Origin of the sequence: Mesonia hippocampi (assembly GCF_014197445.1) — a bacterium.
Taxonomy (GTDB): domain Bacteria; phylum Bacteroidota; class Bacteroidia; order Flavobacteriales; family Flavobacteriaceae; genus Mesonia; species Mesonia hippocampi.
Genome location: NZ_JACIFO010000003.1, coordinates 86,412 through 103,285, shown reverse-complemented (window position 1 = coordinate 103,285; position 16,874 = coordinate 86,412). Strand labels below are relative to the sequence as shown.

Annotated in this window: 18 protein-coding genes; 9 read left to right on the top strand and 9 right to left on the bottom strand. The window is 34.2% G+C overall.

Annotated features, from left to right (window positions below):
- The first annotated feature begins 92 nt into the window (after positions 1-92).
- From GGR32_RS04700 to dnaG, 7 genes are all read left to right on the top strand, one after another.
- Positions 93-1,070: a polyprenyl synthetase family protein gene (locus GGR32_RS04700; protein ID WP_183476978.1), complete on the top strand. Its 978-nt coding sequence runs from the start codon at positions 93-95 to the stop codon at positions 1,068-1,070.
- A gap of 69 nt (positions 1,071-1,139) precedes the next feature.
- Positions 1,140-1,700 carry a sigma-70 family RNA polymerase sigma factor gene (locus GGR32_RS04695; protein WP_183476976.1) on the top strand — a complete coding sequence of 187 codons (561 nt, stop codon included), beginning with the start codon at positions 1,140-1,142 and terminating at the stop codon, positions 1,698-1,700.
- Positions 1,693-2,406: a hypothetical protein gene (locus GGR32_RS04690; protein WP_183476974.1), complete on the top strand. Its 714-nt coding sequence runs from the start codon at positions 1,693-1,695 to the stop codon at positions 2,404-2,406. The genes GGR32_RS04695 and GGR32_RS04690 overlap by 8 nt, the downstream gene beginning before the upstream one ends.
- Positions 2,407-2,410: 4 nt before the next feature.
- Complete coding sequence (locus tag GGR32_RS04685) at positions 2,411-3,439, top strand: hypothetical protein (protein ID WP_183476972.1); 1,029 nt, start codon at positions 2,411-2,413, stop codon at positions 3,437-3,439.
- A gap of 104 nt (positions 3,440-3,543) precedes the next feature.
- On the top strand, positions 3,544-6,162 hold the full coding sequence (locus GGR32_RS04680; protein WP_183476970.1) for a zinc-dependent metalloprotease: 2,619 nt from the start codon (positions 3,544-3,546) through the stop codon (positions 6,160-6,162).
- A complete protein-coding gene (locus GGR32_RS04675) occupies positions 6,162-6,611 on the top strand; it encodes a hypothetical protein (protein WP_183476967.1) in 450 nt (149 codons plus the stop codon). Before GGR32_RS04680 ends, GGR32_RS04675 begins: the two co-directional genes overlap by 1 nt.
- Positions 6,612-6,701: 90 nt before the next feature.
- A complete protein-coding gene (dnaG, locus tag GGR32_RS04670; RefSeq protein WP_183476965.1) occupies positions 6,702-8,654 on the top strand; it encodes a DNA primase in 1,953 nt (650 codons plus the stop codon).
- A gap of 23 nt (positions 8,655-8,677) precedes the next feature.
- Here the strand turns inward: dnaG and GGR32_RS04665 are convergent, their stop codons facing one another.
- The 6 genes from GGR32_RS04665 to nadE form a co-directional block, all read right to left on the bottom strand.
- Complete coding sequence (locus GGR32_RS04665; protein ID WP_183476963.1) at positions 8,678-9,940, bottom strand: sulfate adenylyltransferase subunit 1; 1,263 nt, start codon at positions 9,938-9,940, stop codon at positions 8,678-8,680.
- 19 nt (positions 9,941-9,959) lie between these two features.
- The gene (gene cysD, locus GGR32_RS04660; protein ID WP_183476961.1) at positions 9,960-10,862 is read right to left on the bottom strand and encodes a sulfate adenylyltransferase subunit CysD; all 903 of its coding nucleotides are present in this window, start codon (positions 10,860-10,862) and stop codon (positions 9,960-9,962) included.
- 10 nt (positions 10,863-10,872) lie between these two features.
- Positions 10,873-11,481: a phosphoadenosine phosphosulfate reductase domain-containing protein gene (locus GGR32_RS04655; protein ID WP_183476958.1), complete on the bottom strand. Its 609-nt coding sequence runs from the start codon at positions 11,479-11,481 to the stop codon at positions 10,873-10,875.
- A 5-nt stretch (positions 11,482-11,486) separates the two neighbouring features.
- Positions 11,487-11,741, bottom strand: a complete 255-nt coding sequence (locus GGR32_RS04650) for a DUF2061 domain-containing protein (protein WP_183476956.1) — start codon at positions 11,739-11,741, stop codon at positions 11,487-11,489.
- A gap of 133 nt (positions 11,742-11,874) precedes the next feature.
- Positions 11,875-12,297 carry an Rrf2 family transcriptional regulator gene (locus GGR32_RS04645; protein ID WP_183476954.1) on the bottom strand — a complete coding sequence of 141 codons (423 nt, stop codon included), beginning with the start codon at positions 12,295-12,297 and terminating at the stop codon, positions 11,875-11,877.
- 19 nt (positions 12,298-12,316) lie between these two features.
- A complete protein-coding gene (gene nadE, locus GGR32_RS04640; RefSeq protein WP_183476953.1) occupies positions 12,317-13,105 on the bottom strand; it encodes an NAD(+) synthase in 789 nt (262 codons plus the stop codon).
- A gap of 129 nt (positions 13,106-13,234) precedes the next feature.
- Here nadE and gldB point away from each other — a divergent pair, with 129 nt between their 5' ends.
- A complete protein-coding gene (gene gldB / locus GGR32_RS04635) occupies positions 13,235-14,194 on the top strand; it encodes a gliding motility lipoprotein GldB (protein ID WP_183476951.1) in 960 nt (319 codons plus the stop codon).
- Positions 14,194-14,529, top strand: coding sequence for a gliding motility protein GldC (gene gldC / locus GGR32_RS04630; RefSeq protein ID WP_183476949.1), 336 nt, complete (start codon positions 14,194-14,196; stop codon positions 14,527-14,529). Before gldB ends, gldC begins: the two co-directional genes overlap by 1 nt.
- Position 14,530: 1 nt before the next feature.
- On the opposite strand, the gene GGR32_RS04625 is transcribed toward gldC, so the two are convergent.
- The 3 genes from GGR32_RS04625 to GGR32_RS04615 are packed head-to-tail and all read right to left on the bottom strand — an operon-like array spanning position 14,531 to position 16,623.
- On the bottom strand, positions 14,531-15,238 hold the full coding sequence (locus GGR32_RS04625; protein ID WP_183476947.1) for a hypothetical protein: 708 nt from the start codon (positions 15,236-15,238) through the stop codon (positions 14,531-14,533).
- A gap of 9 nt (positions 15,239-15,247) precedes the next feature.
- Positions 15,248-15,844 carry a ribosome biogenesis GTP-binding protein YihA/YsxC gene (yihA, locus tag GGR32_RS04620; protein WP_183476945.1) on the bottom strand — a complete coding sequence of 199 codons (597 nt, stop codon included), beginning with the start codon at positions 15,842-15,844 and terminating at the stop codon, positions 15,248-15,250.
- Between the two features lie 14 nt (positions 15,845-15,858).
- Positions 15,859-16,623, bottom strand: coding sequence for an alpha/beta fold hydrolase (locus GGR32_RS04615; protein ID WP_183476943.1), 765 nt, complete (start codon positions 16,621-16,623; stop codon positions 15,859-15,861).
- Between the last annotated feature and the right edge of the window lie 251 nt (positions 16,624-16,874).

Sequence of the window (16,874 nt, the reverse complement as noted above, 5' to 3'; positions counted from 1 at the left end):
AATAGTTGGTTGTTAAATTTTATAAGGATATGATAAAATAGCCGAAGTTATCCTATATGTAATACCGCCTAAAATCACTATATTTGTAGTCTGTGAAAGTAATAGAGCAAATAAAAGCACCAGTAAAATATGAGATGGAACTTTTTGAAAAAAAGTTTTCTCTTGCAATGTCTTCAAGAGTTGCGCTTTTAAATAGAATTACCCATTATGTAGTAAACCGTAAAGGAAAACAAATGCGTCCGATGTTTGTTTTTTTGGTTTCTAAAATGGTGGCTTCGGGAGAAGTAAATGAACGTACTTATCGGGGGGCATCGGTCATCGAATTAATTCATACAGCAACCTTAGTGCATGATGATGTTGTAGATGATAGTAACCGCCGACGGGGCTTTTTTTCTATAAATGCACTGTGGAAAAATAAGATAGCCGTTTTAGTAGGCGATTATTTATTGTCTAAAGGTTTGTTGCTCTCTATAGATAATGGTGATTTTGATTTGCTTAGGATTATTTCGGTAGCTGTGCGTGAAATGAGCGAAGGAGAATTACTTCAAATAGAAAAAGCTAGAAAATTAGATATTACAGAGGCGGTATATTACGATATTATCCGTCAAAAAACAGCTACTTTAATTGCTGCTTGCTGTAGTTTAGGAGCAGCATCGGTAAAACCAAATACTGAGCATGTAGAGCGTATGCGTAAATTTGGAGAGCTTATAGGCATGGCTTTTCAAATAAAAGATGATTTATTTGATTATGGGGAAGATAAAATAGGTAAACCAACAGGTATAGATATTAAGGAACAAAAAATGACGCTTCCATTGATTTATGCGTTAAACCAAGCTTCAGAGAAAGACCGTAGGTGGCTTATCAATTCGATAAAAAATCATAATACAAATAAAAAAAGAGTAAAAGAGGTAATTGCTTTTGTGAAGCAAGCGGGTGGATTAACTTATGCTGTAACACAAATGAAAAAATATCAGCAAGAAGCTCAAGAAATATTATTGTCATACCCTGATTCTCCATATAAAGAAGCACTTTTATTGATGATGACTTACGTTATAGACAGAAAAAAGTGATTTTTATGCTTTTCTAGGCAACCCTTTTTAATAAAACATCGTTTATAAAAGTAGAGACCTTTTAAAAACGTGAAAATAATTCGTCTACATAATAAAAAAAGCGAGCAAAAACTTATAGCTACTGCAGCTAATGGTGATGCTAAGGCACAAAAAGTACTGTTTGATACTTATGCGCCTAAAATGCTAAGCCTTTGCAGGATGTATGTGAAGGACCTGCATTATGCAGAGGACGTTATGTTAAGTGCGTTTTATAAAGTGTTTTGTAATTTAAAACATTACCGCCATAAAGGTAAATTTCAAGCTTGGCTACGTGTAATTATGACGCGAGAAGCTATAGATTTTTTACGTAGTAAAAAACCTTTTTATTCAACAGAAGATTTTCCGTTACATAAACTATATAAAGCAGAAGAAAACCAACAAGAGGTTTCTGACGAGATACAATATGCAATCGATGCGTTGCCCGATGGATATAAAATGGTGTTTTTACTTTATGTAGTAGAGGAGTACAAGTATAAGGAAATAGCAGCGATGCTAGGTATAGCAGAAGGAACATCAAAATCTCAATTAGCTAAAGCACGTAATTTATTAAAAAAAGCCTTAGGAAGTAAAGAAAAACTATTGCATGAATAAAATAGACAATAATATAAAAGAGTATTTTCTTGAGCGGAGCATTCAACCAGCTCAAGATAGCTGGGGAAATCTAGAAAAAGCATTAGCTAAAAAGAAAACAAAACAACGGCGGAAATATTATTTTACAGGAATAACCGCTGCAGTGGTTGTGCTACTTGTTTTTGTGTTAGGTATACAAACTAATCCTATTTCAGAAAAAGAACATATACCTATAAAAAGTACAAGTCCAATTATAGTTGAAACACAAAAGAAAACTCATGATGAAAAAGTAAATAAAGAACTTGTTGAAATTGATAAAGAAAGACGTAAGCCCCAACAAAATATTGTTGCAAAAAGTAAAAAGGCAGAAAATAAACAAGCCCTAAAAAAGGTTGCACCTATATTACTAGATAAAAATATTCATACAAAAAATATTGCCATAGAAAATACCTTTAAAGAAGTAATAAATAAGGAGGAGTTAGAAAAAACAGTAAACTCATACCTCAAAAAAGCACAAATAGAGGTGAGGGCACAAAAAATATTATTTGGAAGTAGTAATTATGTAGATGCGCAATTATTACAGAAAGATGTGGAAGAAACTGTAAACCCATCAATACCAACAAAAATAAACCATTGGTTAGAGCAAAGAATTATTCAATTAAAATCTACAGTAGTAAACAGTATATCAAAAAAATCAACAAATAAAAACCTTATTAACAAAAACTAACGTTATGAAAAAAGTAATTATTCTATTCTGTGTGTTTGTTTTTCCTATCCAATTTTATGCACAATTTCAAGCAACTATCTATAATGAGCAAGAAAAGCAAATTCATAAATTAAAAGAAGAAAGAACAAAAATCCCTCAAGAAGAAAAAGAACATTTAAAAGATAAATTTATATTAATTCAAGCGCGTTTAGATAAAAATGAGATAACTCCAGAAGAAGCAGAAACCCTAAAACAGCAAGCAGCCCAAAAGCATGCATTGAATATAGAAAATAAACTTAATATAATAGATGAAAGTATTGCGTATTTAGAGCGCAATATGGATGGCGGTAGAAGGCATGTGGAAGTGAATTTTAATTCTATCATATTTGATGATGATATGGTACTTCGAGATTCTATCCCAAAAAGAACGCAGTCGGGAATTGTTTTATCTTTCGGTTTGAACAATGCTATCCAAGAAGATGGAGGTTTAGATAAGTCTCCTTATAAAATAGGAGGAAGCAAGTATTTTGAATTAGGTTATGAGTTTCAGACAAATTTAGGAAAGCAAGGTTTGGTACGGTTTAAATACGGACTTTCATTTCAGTTTAACGGTTTAAAGCCAGAAAAAAACAACTATTTTGTAGAAAAAGATGAGCAGACAGTATTAGAGGAGTTTCCTCATCATTTAAAAAAGGCTAAATTGAGAATGGATAATTTGGTAATTCCTTTTCATATCGAATTTGGACCTTCTAAAGTAGCTTATAACAGTAGTAAAGCTTATTTTTTAAACGATAAATTTAAAATAGGATTAGGAGGTTATGCAGGAGTAAACCTTAATACGGTTCAGAAATTAAAGTATAAAGAAAACGGAAACAGCAGAAAAACCAAGCATAAGGAAAGTTATAATACCAATAATTTTATTTACGGATTAAGTGGCTATATAGGTTACGATTGGTTAACCGTTTTTGTAAAGTACGATTGCAATACATTGTTTAGAGATAATCCTAATGAGGAGCATAATATATCGGCTGGGTTACGATTTTCTCTATATTAAAATAAACAAGCTAAATATGTTAAGGATGCCGTTTGGTGTCCTTTTTTTGTGGAATAGTATTAAAAAAATCTTAAATTGCAGCCTCATAACTTAAACTTTACTTAATGAAAAAAATTGCAACTCTTTTACTGTTTTGTATAAGCATGTCTTTATGGGCACAGGAAAAACAAGATTATTGGCAAGTAAGTAATGCTAATTTTTCAGCTATATCCACACAATCGGTAAAATTTCAACTTAATATAGCTAAATTTCGCACAGTTATTACAAGTATAGTTCCAGAAAGTACAGAAATACAAATTCCATCGTTATCAGGGAATTTAGTAACCTATAAGGTGCAAGAGTTTTCTAACTTTAGTCCTGAGCTAGCTGCTAAATACCCTTCTATAAAATCATATAGAGGTTATGCTGTAAATAATCCATCCGAAAAGATAAGCATTTCTTTAACGCAGACAGGAATAAAAGCTTCTGTAATAGGCGATAAAGGAACAAGCATTATACAACCAATAGAAAACTCTAATACTTATGAAGTAAAGCGAGCAGAAGAAATTCAGCCAGCATCGCCTTTACAATGTTATGTAGAGGAAAGTGTACAAGCGGCGGTTTTTAACACGCAATCGCAAATGGGCGTTACTTCAGATGGTGTTATGAGAACTTACCGCTTAGCGGTAGCAACCGATGGAGAATATAGCCAACTTTTTAACAATGATCCTGTTTTAATTCTAGGAGGTATTAACGATGTACTAAGTTTTATAAACCCAATATATGAAAATGACCTTAGTATACACTTAGAATTAATTGCAAACACAGACGATTTATTTTACACCAACAGATTAACCGACCCATTTACAGGAAACCAAGGAAATATTGAATATGAAATTCAACCAGAAATGACCAATGTTATCGGAGAGGCAAATTATGATGTAGGTATTTTGTTTTCTGGTCGTCTTGGAGGTGGGAAAGCTAGTGGCATAGGTGCTGTTTGTGTAGATAATACAAAAGGCGGAGCTTATGCAGGAACAGGAGGGTCTGCAGCACCAGATGGCTATTATTTTGCGGTAAACCTAGTAGCTCATGAATTAGGACACATGTTTGGAGCTAATCATACTTTTTCAAGAACAGAATATACAGGAGTTAATGTAGAGCCAGGAAGTGGTAATACCATTATGGGCTATGCAGGAGTAACTTTTTATTATGATGTGCAAAAACAATCGGAAGCGCAATTCTCGTTTGCAAGTATATTTCAAATAACAAATTATGTTGAAAGTGTAAATTGTGCTGTTGAGACACCATTAACCAATATTGCTCCAATAGTAGATGCAGGAATGTCATATACAATTCCAAAAGGAACTGCTTTTAAGTTAACAGCGCAAGGAAGTGATGCAGATAGCGATGTGCTTACCTATTCATGGGAGCAATCGGATAGTAATTTCTCTAATCCTTACGATTATTCATATCCAAGTCCAACGTTAGCAGGTAATCAGATTACACCTAGCTATAAAGTTTTTCCTCACACAGAAAGTCCAGAAAGATACTTTCCTTCATTAGAAAAAATCTTAAAAGGAAAATTATATAGTACATGGGAAATGACATCGGATGTAAGTAAAACAATGTCTTTTGTAGTAACAGCAAGAGATAATAATCCTGTAGGTGGGCAAATAGCTTTAGATTATACAGAGGTGGAAGTAGTAGAAACAGCAGGACCTTTTGCAGTTACTTCTATTAGCTCAACAGATGCTTATGTAGCAGGAAATCAGCATAACCTTACTTGGGATGTGGCAAATACCAATCAAGCTCCTGTAAATACCACATTGGTAAATATATTAATCTCTACAGATAACGGTGAAACTTTTACAACATTGTTAGCCAATACTGCTAATGATGGACAAGAGAATATTACATTGCCAAACCAAGAAACAGAAGGTGCATTTATTATTATAGAAGCAGTTGATAATGTATTCTTGGCAGCAAGTCCTAAATTTACAATAGGAAATATAATTACTCCGCAGTATTGTAATAATTATACAGGAGCACCAGTAGCGATAGGAGCGACCTCAAATCAAGCTGTGTCTACATCATTCTCAGTACCTCAAAGTGGAACAATTACAGACCTTAACCTTACCGTAGATATTACACACGGAAATATAGGAAACTTAGGCTTGATACTTGTAGCTCCAGGAGGAAACGCAACTTCAGATAAAATGATTTTTATAGGAAACTGTTACGGAGACGGCTCGCTTAAGGTAACTTTCGATCAAGAAGCGGCAGAATCTCTACCTATGCATTGCGGAGATTTAACAGGGCAACGTGTAGAACCTCTTAACTTGAATTTAGCAGATTATTATGGAGAAGATATGCAAGGTGTTTGGGAGCTCTATGTTTGGAATTTAGATGGAGGAGAAACAGGAATGCTAAATTCAGCAACTTTAGAAATTTGTACAGAAGAAGCTTTAAGCACTAATACATATAATTTAGATAAGCAAGCAAAAATAAGTGTTTACCCCAACCCAAGTAAAGGTCAGCTTCACATAGATTATACAAATACCGCAATAGAAGGAAATGCAAGCCTAGAAGTTTATGACCTAACAGGAAAATTAATTTATATAGAAAACAACTTGAAGCAGTTACCTTCTAAAATAGATTTATCTTTCCTAACAAAAGGATTGTACATCATGAAGATTAAAGATGCAAAAACAAATTTTGTAGAAAAAATAATTATTGAATAATGCGGTTATTTTTTTTAGTATGTAGCCTATGTTTCTTTACCGCTTGTGCTAGTTGGAAAGGAGAAAAAAGTATCGCTTATAAATCGTTACTTGAATTAAATGATCCTGTAAAAGATTTAAACATAAACAAGGTTAAGCTTATAAATAGTCAGTTAGAGTTGGCAAAAGTATATGCTTATTTAGGAAGAACCATAAAGCCAGGACGTAAAATACCAGCGGTAGATTTTACCAATCAAAGTGTTTTAGTAATTTCACATCATATAGAGAATGACAGGTATAATAGTTTGGAAATAAACAAAATAAGTTTATGTAGAGATGCTTTGACTATAGAAGCAAAAGAAACTTTACAAGCTAATTTACCAAACACCGCAGCGGTAAAGTTTCCTTTCAGGATTATCGTTTTAGAAACAAAGGTGGAAGTTGAGCAGTTAAATTTAAAAGTAAACTAGTTTTTATTTAGCACTGAATTTTGTTTATTTTTGGTCTGTTTTTCTGTAGAGTTAAATAAAACACAGCAGTTGAAATTCAGGGGAAGATAAATGATTAAAAAAACAACCATCGATAAAGTCTTCGAAGCAACACGCTTGGAAGAAGTAATAGGCGATTTTGTACAGCTTAAACGCTCAGGAAGTAACCTAAAAGGCTTGAGTCCGTTCACCGATGAACGGACTCCTAGCTTTATGGTTTCGCCTGTTAAGCAAATCTGGAAAGACTTTAGTAGTGGCAAAGGAGGAAATGTAATTGCTTTTTTAATGGAGCATGAACATTTTAGTTACCCCGAAGCAATTAAATACTTGGCGAAAAAATATGCCATTGAAATAGAGGAAACTCAACAAACAGACGAAGAAAAAAAAATAGCCGATGAACGCGAAAGCCTTTATCTAGTAAATAAATTTGCAGCCGAGTATTTTTCTAATCAACTCTTAAAAACAAGTCAAGGTAAAGCCATTGGTTTAAGCTATTTTAAAGAACGAGGGTTTACTACAGAAACCATTCAGAAGTTTCAATTAGGTTATTCTCCAGACCAGTGGGAAGCATTTACGCAAGAAGCGCTTTCAAAAAGCTATCAGTTAACATTTTTAGAAAAAACAGGACTTACAATTGTCAAAGAGGAAAAAAAATTCGACCGCTTTAAAGGTCGAGTAATGTTTCCTATACACTCCATGTCGGGGAGGGTATTAGGTTTTGGCGGGCGTATTCTTGACAATACTAAAAAAGCTGCTAAATACCTTAATTCTCCAGAAAGCGATATTTACCATAAAAGTAAAATTCTATACGGTATTTATTTTGCAAAACAAGCCATAGCCAAGCAAGATATTTGCTATTTGGTAGAAGGTTATACCGATGTTATCCAGCTGCATCAGCGTGGGGTAGAAAATGTGGTAGCATCGTCAGGAACAGCCTTAACACCAGAGCAAATACGTTTAATCAAGCGGCTTACCAACAATATTACCGTACTTTTTGATGGTGATGCGGCAGGAATGCGAGCTTCTTTACGAGGGATAGACTTGATATTGGAGCAAGATTTAAACGTAAAGGTATGTGCTTTTCCAGAAGGAGAAGACCCAGATAGTTTTGCCAAAAAAAATAATCAGGAACAAATACAAGCTTTTTTAAATGAGAATGCTCAAGATTTTATTCAATATAAAGCTTCATTGTTGGTTGAAGAAGCACAAAACGACCCGATAAAACGAGCAGAAACCATTCGGGATATGGTAGGGAGTATCTCTAAAATTCCTGATGCTATAAAGCAAGAAGTTTACATCAAAACATGTGCTAAATTGATGGATATTTCGGAAGAAATACTCTACAGTTCGTTAGCGCAACTTATGGCGGGGAAACAAAAATCAGATGTTACCAAGCCTAAGCCTCAGCCTATGGAAGTGGTGAAACTTCAGGAGGCCAAACCGCGTATTAATCGGCAGCATGCCTTAGAGCGTAATATAATTAGTTTGTTATTGCGTTATGGAAATATACTTAGCGAGTTTCAGGATTTTGCTTTTAAATTAACCGATGAGGGCGAAGTTTTTTTAGAACCTGAAATCCAAGAGGCAAAAGTGTACGAAAAAGTTTATTTAGACCTTCAGGAAGACGAAATAAAGTTTACACATCCAGACTTTAAAGTGTTATATGATAAAATTATGGAAACCTTTCAGGCTAAAGGTGAACTAAAAGTAGATAGTTTTATACAAGATTTATCTCCTGCCGAAGCACAAGAGGTTACCAGCATATTAATGCAACAAGAACGCGAGCAATTACACCGTTGGGAAGACCAAGAAATTTACGTAAAAAACAAGAGTGAATTAGAACCCAGAGAAGTAAATGAAACCATCTTGAATTTACGTTTATTCCTTATAAAACAAAAGGTAAATGAGCTTCTAGAAAAGGTAAAAGACAACCCCGAATTACACCATGAAGAAATTATTATGGAAACAATGGATTATAAAGCCTTAGAAACGGTAATAGCAAAAAAACTAGGACGAGTTTTATAAAAACACGCCCTAGCATTATTGGGTTATGCTATAAAACCTACGCCAGCAGTAGTGTTTGTTTTAGCATCGATAAGAATAAAAGCGCCGTTCTCTTTATTTTCAGCATAAGCATCATAATGTAAAGGCTGGGCAAGTTGAATTTCAATATTTCCAAACTCATTCATGGTTAAGGCATCGCTTGTTTCAATCTGGCTAAAGTTATCTATACTTATTTTATGTAGAATATTTTTTACTTTAGCTTTTACTCTTTTAACGCCATGTTGAAGAAAGTATGTTGAAGCCGCTGTTAGCGCCTGATTGTCCATCCAACAAATGTTAGCTTTTATGTTTTTTGCCGATTTTGGAAGCTGGTCTGACTTTACAATTAAGTCGCCTCGTGATACATTTACCTCGTCATGTAAGCTTATTGTGATAGCAGATCCAGCACTTGCACTTGAGTATGCTTGGTTAAAAAAAGATATGGTTTTAATGCTAGATGTTTTCCCCGAAGGTAAAATAGTTACAGAGTCACCAACGTTTAGTTCTCCTCCTTTAAGCTTTCCTGCAAAGCCTCTAAAATCATGAAACTCTTCTTTTTTTGGGCGTATTACCGTTTGTACTTGAAAACGAGCACTAGCGCTAGTCGTGTTATTTTTAGGCTGTAAATTTTCTAAATAAGAAAGTAGTGTTTCTGCCTGGTACCACTTCATTTGGGGAGAGGTGTTTACTACATTATCGCCATGTAAAGCACTAATAGGAATATAGGTAATATTGCTTTTTTTGTAATTTACTTGTGCTGCTAAGGTTTTAAAATCGTTTATAATGTTTTGATATTTTTCTTGATTATAATCGATTAAATCCATTTTATTTACCGCTACAATTATATCTTTTGTTTGTAGAAGATTATTTATAAAAAAATGTCTTTTTGTTTGTTCGGTAACGCCTTTTCTGGCATCTATTAGAATAATTGAAACTTGCGAGGTAGAAGCGCCTGTAACCATATTTCTGGTGTACTCAACATGCCCTGGCGTATCGGCAATAATATATGAACGATTTGGTGTAGAGAAATAAATATGGGCAACATCTATAGTGATGCCTTGTTCTCTTTCCGCAACAAGTCCATCGGTAGCTAAGGAGAAGTCTAAATAATCGTATCCCTTTTGTTTACTACTCTGTTTAATAGCGTCTAGTTTATCTTTAGGTAATGAGTTGGTATCGTGTAGTAAGCGCCCGATTAGTGTAGATTTTCCGTCGTCTACATTTCCTGCGGTACTTAATTTTAGCACTTTATTTTTATTGTTTTCCATAATGGTTTGTTCCTTTTTCTTAAAAATAGCCTTGTTGTTTTCTTTTTTCCATTGCAGCTTCAGATCTTTTGTCGTCTATCCTAGCTCCGCGTTCAGATAGGTTAGAATTTTTAATTTCTTCCACTACCTGGTCTATAGTAAAAGCAAGTGATTCGACAGCGGCGGTACAGCTCATATCTCCTACGGTTCTAAAACGCACTATTTTTTCGGTTACGAGTTCGTTTTTTTCTCGGTACACATATTCATCATGTGCCGACCAAATTAGTCCGTCACGTTCAAAAACTTTTCTTTTATGGGCAAAATAGATGCTAGGAATGGCTATTTTTTCTTGTTGTATATAGCTCCATACATCCAATTCTGTCCAATTAGAAATAGGAAAAACCCTAACGTTTTGTCCAAAGTCTATTTTGCCGTTAAGCATATCAAAAACTTCTGGACGCTGATTTTTCTCATCCCATTGTCCAAAATCATCTCGTACAGAAAAAAACCTTTCTTTTGCTCTTGCTTTTTCTTCGTCTCTTCGGGCTCCTCCAATACAAGCGTCAAAACCATGTTTTTCTATGGCTTGTAATAAGCTTTCTGTTTGTAGACTGTTTCGGCTAGCGTATTTTCCTTTTTCTTCTTTTACAATTCCCGCATCTATATTGTCTTGTACGTAATGTACATGTAGTTCTAAATCTAATTCCTTAACTAGTTTATCACGAAAGGCAATGGTTTCGGGAAAATTATGCCCAGTATCAATGTGTAATAAAGGAAATGGGATTCTGGCAGGATAAAATGCTTTTTGTGCTAGCCGTACTAGGGTGATAGAATCTTTACCTCCAGAAAATAGAATGGCAGGTTTCTCAAACTGCCCTGCAACTTCGCGCAGAATGTATATAGCTTCATCTTCTAAAGGATTGTTGTTTACTTTTAAATTCATAGTTCATTTTTTATTGATGGATGCCACACTCTCTATTTGCTAATGCTTTTGTGGGGTCGTAATATCTTTTTTCGTTAGGAAGGCTATGTTCGAGCAGGTAATTGTCTAAATCTAGATCGGTGTAATGGTAAAAAGGACTTATTTTTAAAATTCCATCTGCACCTTTAGATACAATACCTATTTTATCACGATAATTTGTTTGGCCTTTTCTTAAATTTGTAAACCAAACATCGGGTTGGTGTGTATTCATCGCACGTTTAAACGGCTCTAGTTTTACTTGTTCGCTAAATATTTTATGTTCTGGTGTATCAACTTCAGGAATGCCAAGTGTGACGTTTCTATAACCTACCGATTGTTTTGGTACATAGACATCTATATTAAGAATAAGTTTTTCTATTAGTTCTTTTGCATGCCTGTAAGTGGCATCGGTATTATAGCCTGTATCGCACCAAATAACACTTATGTTTGGGTGTATTTTTGTAACAAGGTGAAGTATTGCAGCTTCGTAGGGTCTAAAATTGGTGGTGATAACGGGTTTTACGCCTTGGGTTAATGCCCATTTTACAATTTCTTCTGGTGTTTTGTTTTCTAAGGACGTGTTGATTTCTTGTAAATTCATAGTAGTTATTTTCCCCATTTTGTTAAACTCCATAATCGCTCATGGAAATAATAGAGGAATGTTTTTGTTAGTAATTCGAAGGCTCCGATAGAAAAAGCGATAGAAAATTCTCCAGAGATTAGCCAAGAGATAAGTATGGTATCTAGTGTGCCTAGGGCTCTCCAAGAGATGGCTTTTACCATGCTTCTGTAATGGCTCTCGTTTTTTTCTTTGGGTTGTTTTTTTTCTTTTCGGTTGTTATATAAATGATCAAATAACATAATATATATATCCTATCGGTTTAGTAGGGTTTACAAAGCTAGTTTTATTTTTGTGTTCAACCATAGAAAAATTAAAATTTATGAATTTGATTTCTGCTATCAGTAAAATGGAAGTGATTGAAAATGGAAGTTTTTACTTATTTATTTCTTGTGTTAGTTGGTAGAGGCTTTTTTGTTTAAGTACTTTTAGTGTGCTATCTCTTACTTCTAGCATTAGACGATTTATTCCGCAGGTAGCTTCGTCTGGGCAGTCATCACATTTTTCGTAAAAATTAAGGCTAACACAAGGAACCATAGCGATAGGTCCGCTTAATAAGCGTATAATTTCTGCCATAGGTATATCTTTAGGGTTTTTAAGGAAATAATAGCCACCGTTTTTTCCTTTTTTAGAAGTTAGAATTCCGCCTTTTTTGAGTGTTAATAAAATGGATTCTAAAAATTTATGCGAAATATTTTCCGCTTCTGCAATAACCGAAATAGGGATAGGCCCGTTGTTACTTCTACTACATAAGTAGGTAAGCGCTTTAATTCCGTATTTTGTTTTTTTAGCTAGCACAGTTTATTGAGGAATAAAATTATTTAAATTCTTGAGGGATTTTACAAACAGGAATTGGGTTTATTTTGTGTAAATTGGCATGATGAAGGCGCGTATATATGTTAAGTACTTCGGCTTTTCTTCCGTCAAAATCATTAGGGGTTTTGTTTTGAAGGTATGCATTCATGGCCCATTCTAGCTCATTATAGCTTGCTCCTAATTGATCTTCATCGGTACGGCTGTCTCCAAATAATCCATCGGTTGGGGCTGCATTTATAATGCTTTCGGAAACATTTAATATTTTACCAAGAGCATAGACTTCACTTTTTAGTAAATCGGCAATGGGACTAATATCTACACCTCCGTCGCCATATTTTGTAAAAAATCCAACGCCAAAATCTTCAATTTTATTTCCTGTACCAACAACAAGGTAGCCGTGAATTCCTGCTAGGTAATACAAGGTTGTCATACGCAATCTAGCGCGTGTATTGGCAAGGCTTAGGTTGTATTTTTGTATGTTATCGCTTATAGGAAGAGTGTTTTGTAGGCTGTCAAAACTTTTAGTGAGTTCAATACAAACATCAGAAACATTAGGAAATTGATTTTTTAACTGTTCAATATGTGTTTTTGCTCGTGAGACTTGTTTACTATCTTGGTGAATGGGCATTTCTACACACAAGGTATCAAGCCCTGTTTTTGCACATAATGCCGAGGTAACAGCAGAGTCAATCCCGCCGCTTATGCCAATTACAAAACCGTTAACTTTACTTGTTTTTGCGTAATTTTTTAGCCAATTTGTGATATGTGTAGCAACTTTTTCTGTTTGCATTGTTTAAATTTAAATTACATTTGTAGAGAAAGCACGTAAAGATACTTAAAACCTTAATGCGTGTAAATAATTATAAGGTTTTTTATTTTTATGTCTTTAATTTTTAAATTATAAAACAGAAGCTTACCGATGAAGTACTTAGTTGTTTTCTCTTTCTTGTTAACTTTTATAGCTTGTAAAAAAGAAGATAAAGTAGCCCGAGAAATTGCTGAAATCCCTATAGATTTTGATGTGGAACGTTTTGATATTGCTTTCTCGGAAGCAACCCCAGAAACACTTCCTGAATTAAAAAAAGATTTCCCTTTCTTGTTTCCAGCGCATTTCCCAGATTCGGTTTGGGTTAATAGGTTATCTGATACCATTCAGCTTGAGCTTTCTAACGAAGTGAAAAAAGCCTATCCAAATTTTGTAAAAGAAAAAAACGATTTAAAAGTATTATTTCAGCACTTAACGTATTATTTCCCTAACTTTAAAACCCCAACGGTAACTACCTTAACTTCCGATGTTGATTTTAAGAATAAAGTAATGGTAACGCCAGATAAATTATTAATAGCCTTAGATAATTATTTAGGCGAAAATCATCATTTCTACGTAGGTATTCCTGCTTATATAAAATCAGGGATGAATAAGGAGTCGTTGTTGGTAGATGTTGCAGGAGCTTATGCCGCAGAATTTACGCCAAAAGCAACAAAACGTTCGTTCTTGGCGAGTATGGTGTATTATGGCAAACTACTCTACCTAAAAGATATGCTTTTGCCCCAAACACCAGATTATCTAAAGATAGGATATACCGACGAGCAATTTGCCTGGGCAGAAGCGAATGAAGACCAGATTTGGCGTTTTTTTATAGAAAAGGAAATGTTGTATGATACAGACCCAAAACTCAAAGAGCGGTTTATAAATTTAGCTCCTTTCTCTAAATTTGGTTTACAGTTAGATAATGAAAGTCCGCCACAATTAGGGCAATATATAGGTTGGCAAATTGTACGTCAATTTACCCAAAAAAATACTGTATCTTTGCCCGAATTATTGGTCTTAGATGAAGAAGCTTTATTTAAACAATCAAATTTTAAACCTAGAAAACCCTAATGAGTACAAAAAAATCTGATATAAAAATTACCGTAGAAGTAGACGAAAACCATATCCCCGAAAACATTAAGTGGTCTGCTCAGGATGGAGGCGTAGATAAGGCGGATGCTAAAGCAATGTTACTTTCGTTATGGGATGGTGAACAACAAGAAACCTTACGTATAGATTTATGGACAAAAGAAATGCCTGTAGACCAAATGCGTGTGTTTTTCCACCAAACCTTAGTAGCTATGAGTAACACATATTACCGTGCAACACAAGATGAAAAGATGATGGAAACTATGAAAGATTTTTGTGATTATTTTGCCGAAAAACTAGAGCTTAAAAAGGAATAGCTTATTGTTTAAAAAAGGTATTCCAATACTCTTCGTTGTGGAGGTATTCTTCTATAATATAATCAATTCTAGATTCTCCGTTAATAACCAAAATCTGGTTGTTGGGTTTTATGATAGCATAGGAGCCACAAAGTGCAGGAATGTTAAAAATGCCTCTTTTTAAAACATTTTTTTCATCAGAAAAGAAAGGAGTTTCTTGTAGGCTTGTGTTTAGAAACACTCCTTTTTCAAAAAACATAAAAGGCGTAACTTCGGGATTTTTCTTTTTAAGCTTCTTAAAAATAGGGTGATAAAAGTTTTTATAGGCTCTTAGCTTTTTATCAGGAGTGGTGTTATGATTTCTTGTACCTCCGCATAAATCATCTTTATGCATAAAGCTAATAACTATTGTATTATTTGTTTTGATAGGTGTGTTGGTTTCGGTACTTAAAAATTCAACCCACTTTTTATGATTTGTTGTCGAGGCAGTATAAGCGGGAATAAGCTTAGCGATGCGTAAGCTTTTTTTTATAGAGTCGGAAGAGTTTGGAGCCTCCTTAAGGATATAATCCCATCGTGAGTAGATATCAGTTCTCCATTTTTCATTAAAAACGTTTTCGCTAATGGATTTTCCGTTTTCATCTACCCAAGTTCTAAGTTCTGTTTGGGCATTAAGTTTAAAGGAAAAAAAAGTAACTGTAATAAGTAAGAATAAAGAAAAAGTTTTCATAACTAAGTGTTATAAAGATTGGTTAATGCTACCAATATAATTTAAAACTTCTTCTTTTCCAAGTTTTTGTAGTGATGAGGTGACAAAATAAGGAGGTGGAGCCTCCCAATTAGCGGCTAAAACTTCAAAGTATGCTTGGAGTTTAGTGTCTATTTGCTGTGGTTTTAATTTGTCGACTTTTGTAAAAATAATGCTAAACGGAATTTGGTTTTCCCCTAGCCATTGCATAAAATCTAAATCTATTTTTTGCGGCTCATGTCGGATATCTACCAAAACAAAAGCACAAACCAGCTGCCTGCGCTTTAAAAAGTATTGCGTAATGTATTTTTGGAAGGTTTTTTTATCCTTTTTACTTACGCGCGCATAACCATAGCCAGGCAAGTCTACCAGATGCCAAGCATTATTGATTAAAAAATGATTGATAAGCTGTGTTTTCCCTGGTTTTCCAGAAGTTTTAGCAAGATTTTTATTGTCTGTAAGCGTATTTATTAACGAAGATTTACCCACATTACTACGACCAATAAAGGCATACTCGGGTAAGCTGCTGTTAGGGCATTTACTTACATCGCTGTTACTAATAACAAATTTTGCTGAGCTTATCTTCATGCGTATTACTAAAATTAAAAATTTCTTTTAGAGAGCCAGTTGTTTAATAAGTGGTTAAATTCATCTGGATGTTCCATCATGGCTGCATGCCCGCATTTATCAATCCAAAACAAATCAGAATCTGGTAAAAGCTTATGGAAGTCTTCAGCCACCTCAGGAGGTGTAACATTGTCTTGTTTTCCCCAAATAATACATGTTGGTGTATGCATTTTAGGTAAATCTTTAGACATGTTATGGCGTATTGCACTTTTGGCAATCGCTAAAGTTTTTACAAGTTTGTTTCTGTCGTTTACAGTGGCAAAAACATCATCTACAATCTCTTTAGTTGCCACTTTAGGATCGTAAAAAACATTTTCGGCTTTTTTCTTTATAAAATCATAATCTCCACGTCTTGGATAGCTCTCTCCCATAGCGCTTTCATACAGGCCAGAGCTTCCTGTTATAACAAGACCTTTTACAATGTCCGGAAATAATTTTGTGGTTACTAAGGCAATATGTCCACCTAGGGAATTTCCTAACAAAATTACTTTACCATAATTTCGTGTCTTTATAAATTCATGAATATACTTAGCAAAGGTGCCTACACTTGTTTTAAGTAAAGGCATTGTATATAATGGGAGTTCTGGAATTACTATTTTATAGCCTTTGGTAGGAAAAAAATTGGCAACGCCATCAAAGTTACTTAAGCCACCCATTAATCCGTGTAAGATTACAATAGGGGTGCCTTCTCCTATTTCAACAAAGCTAAATTTTCCGTCTTTTTTTAGTTCTCTTTTCATTAATCCGACTTGCGATTAGCAATCACAAATATAGATATTATTGCGTAAGTAGAAATGTTTTTTAGAAAAAGCTTAGGTTAAGAGTTTGTTTAGGTGTTGAAAATCAGTAATTAAAGTTTTTTCGTAAAAGGAATATTTGAGTTTTTTTTAAGAATTTAAGTTGTATTTGTGGCTGGTTATGAAAGTGTTAATAGTTAATTAAAAAATAAAAACTTATTAACAATGTGGGTGAAAGTGGTGAAAAGTGGAGA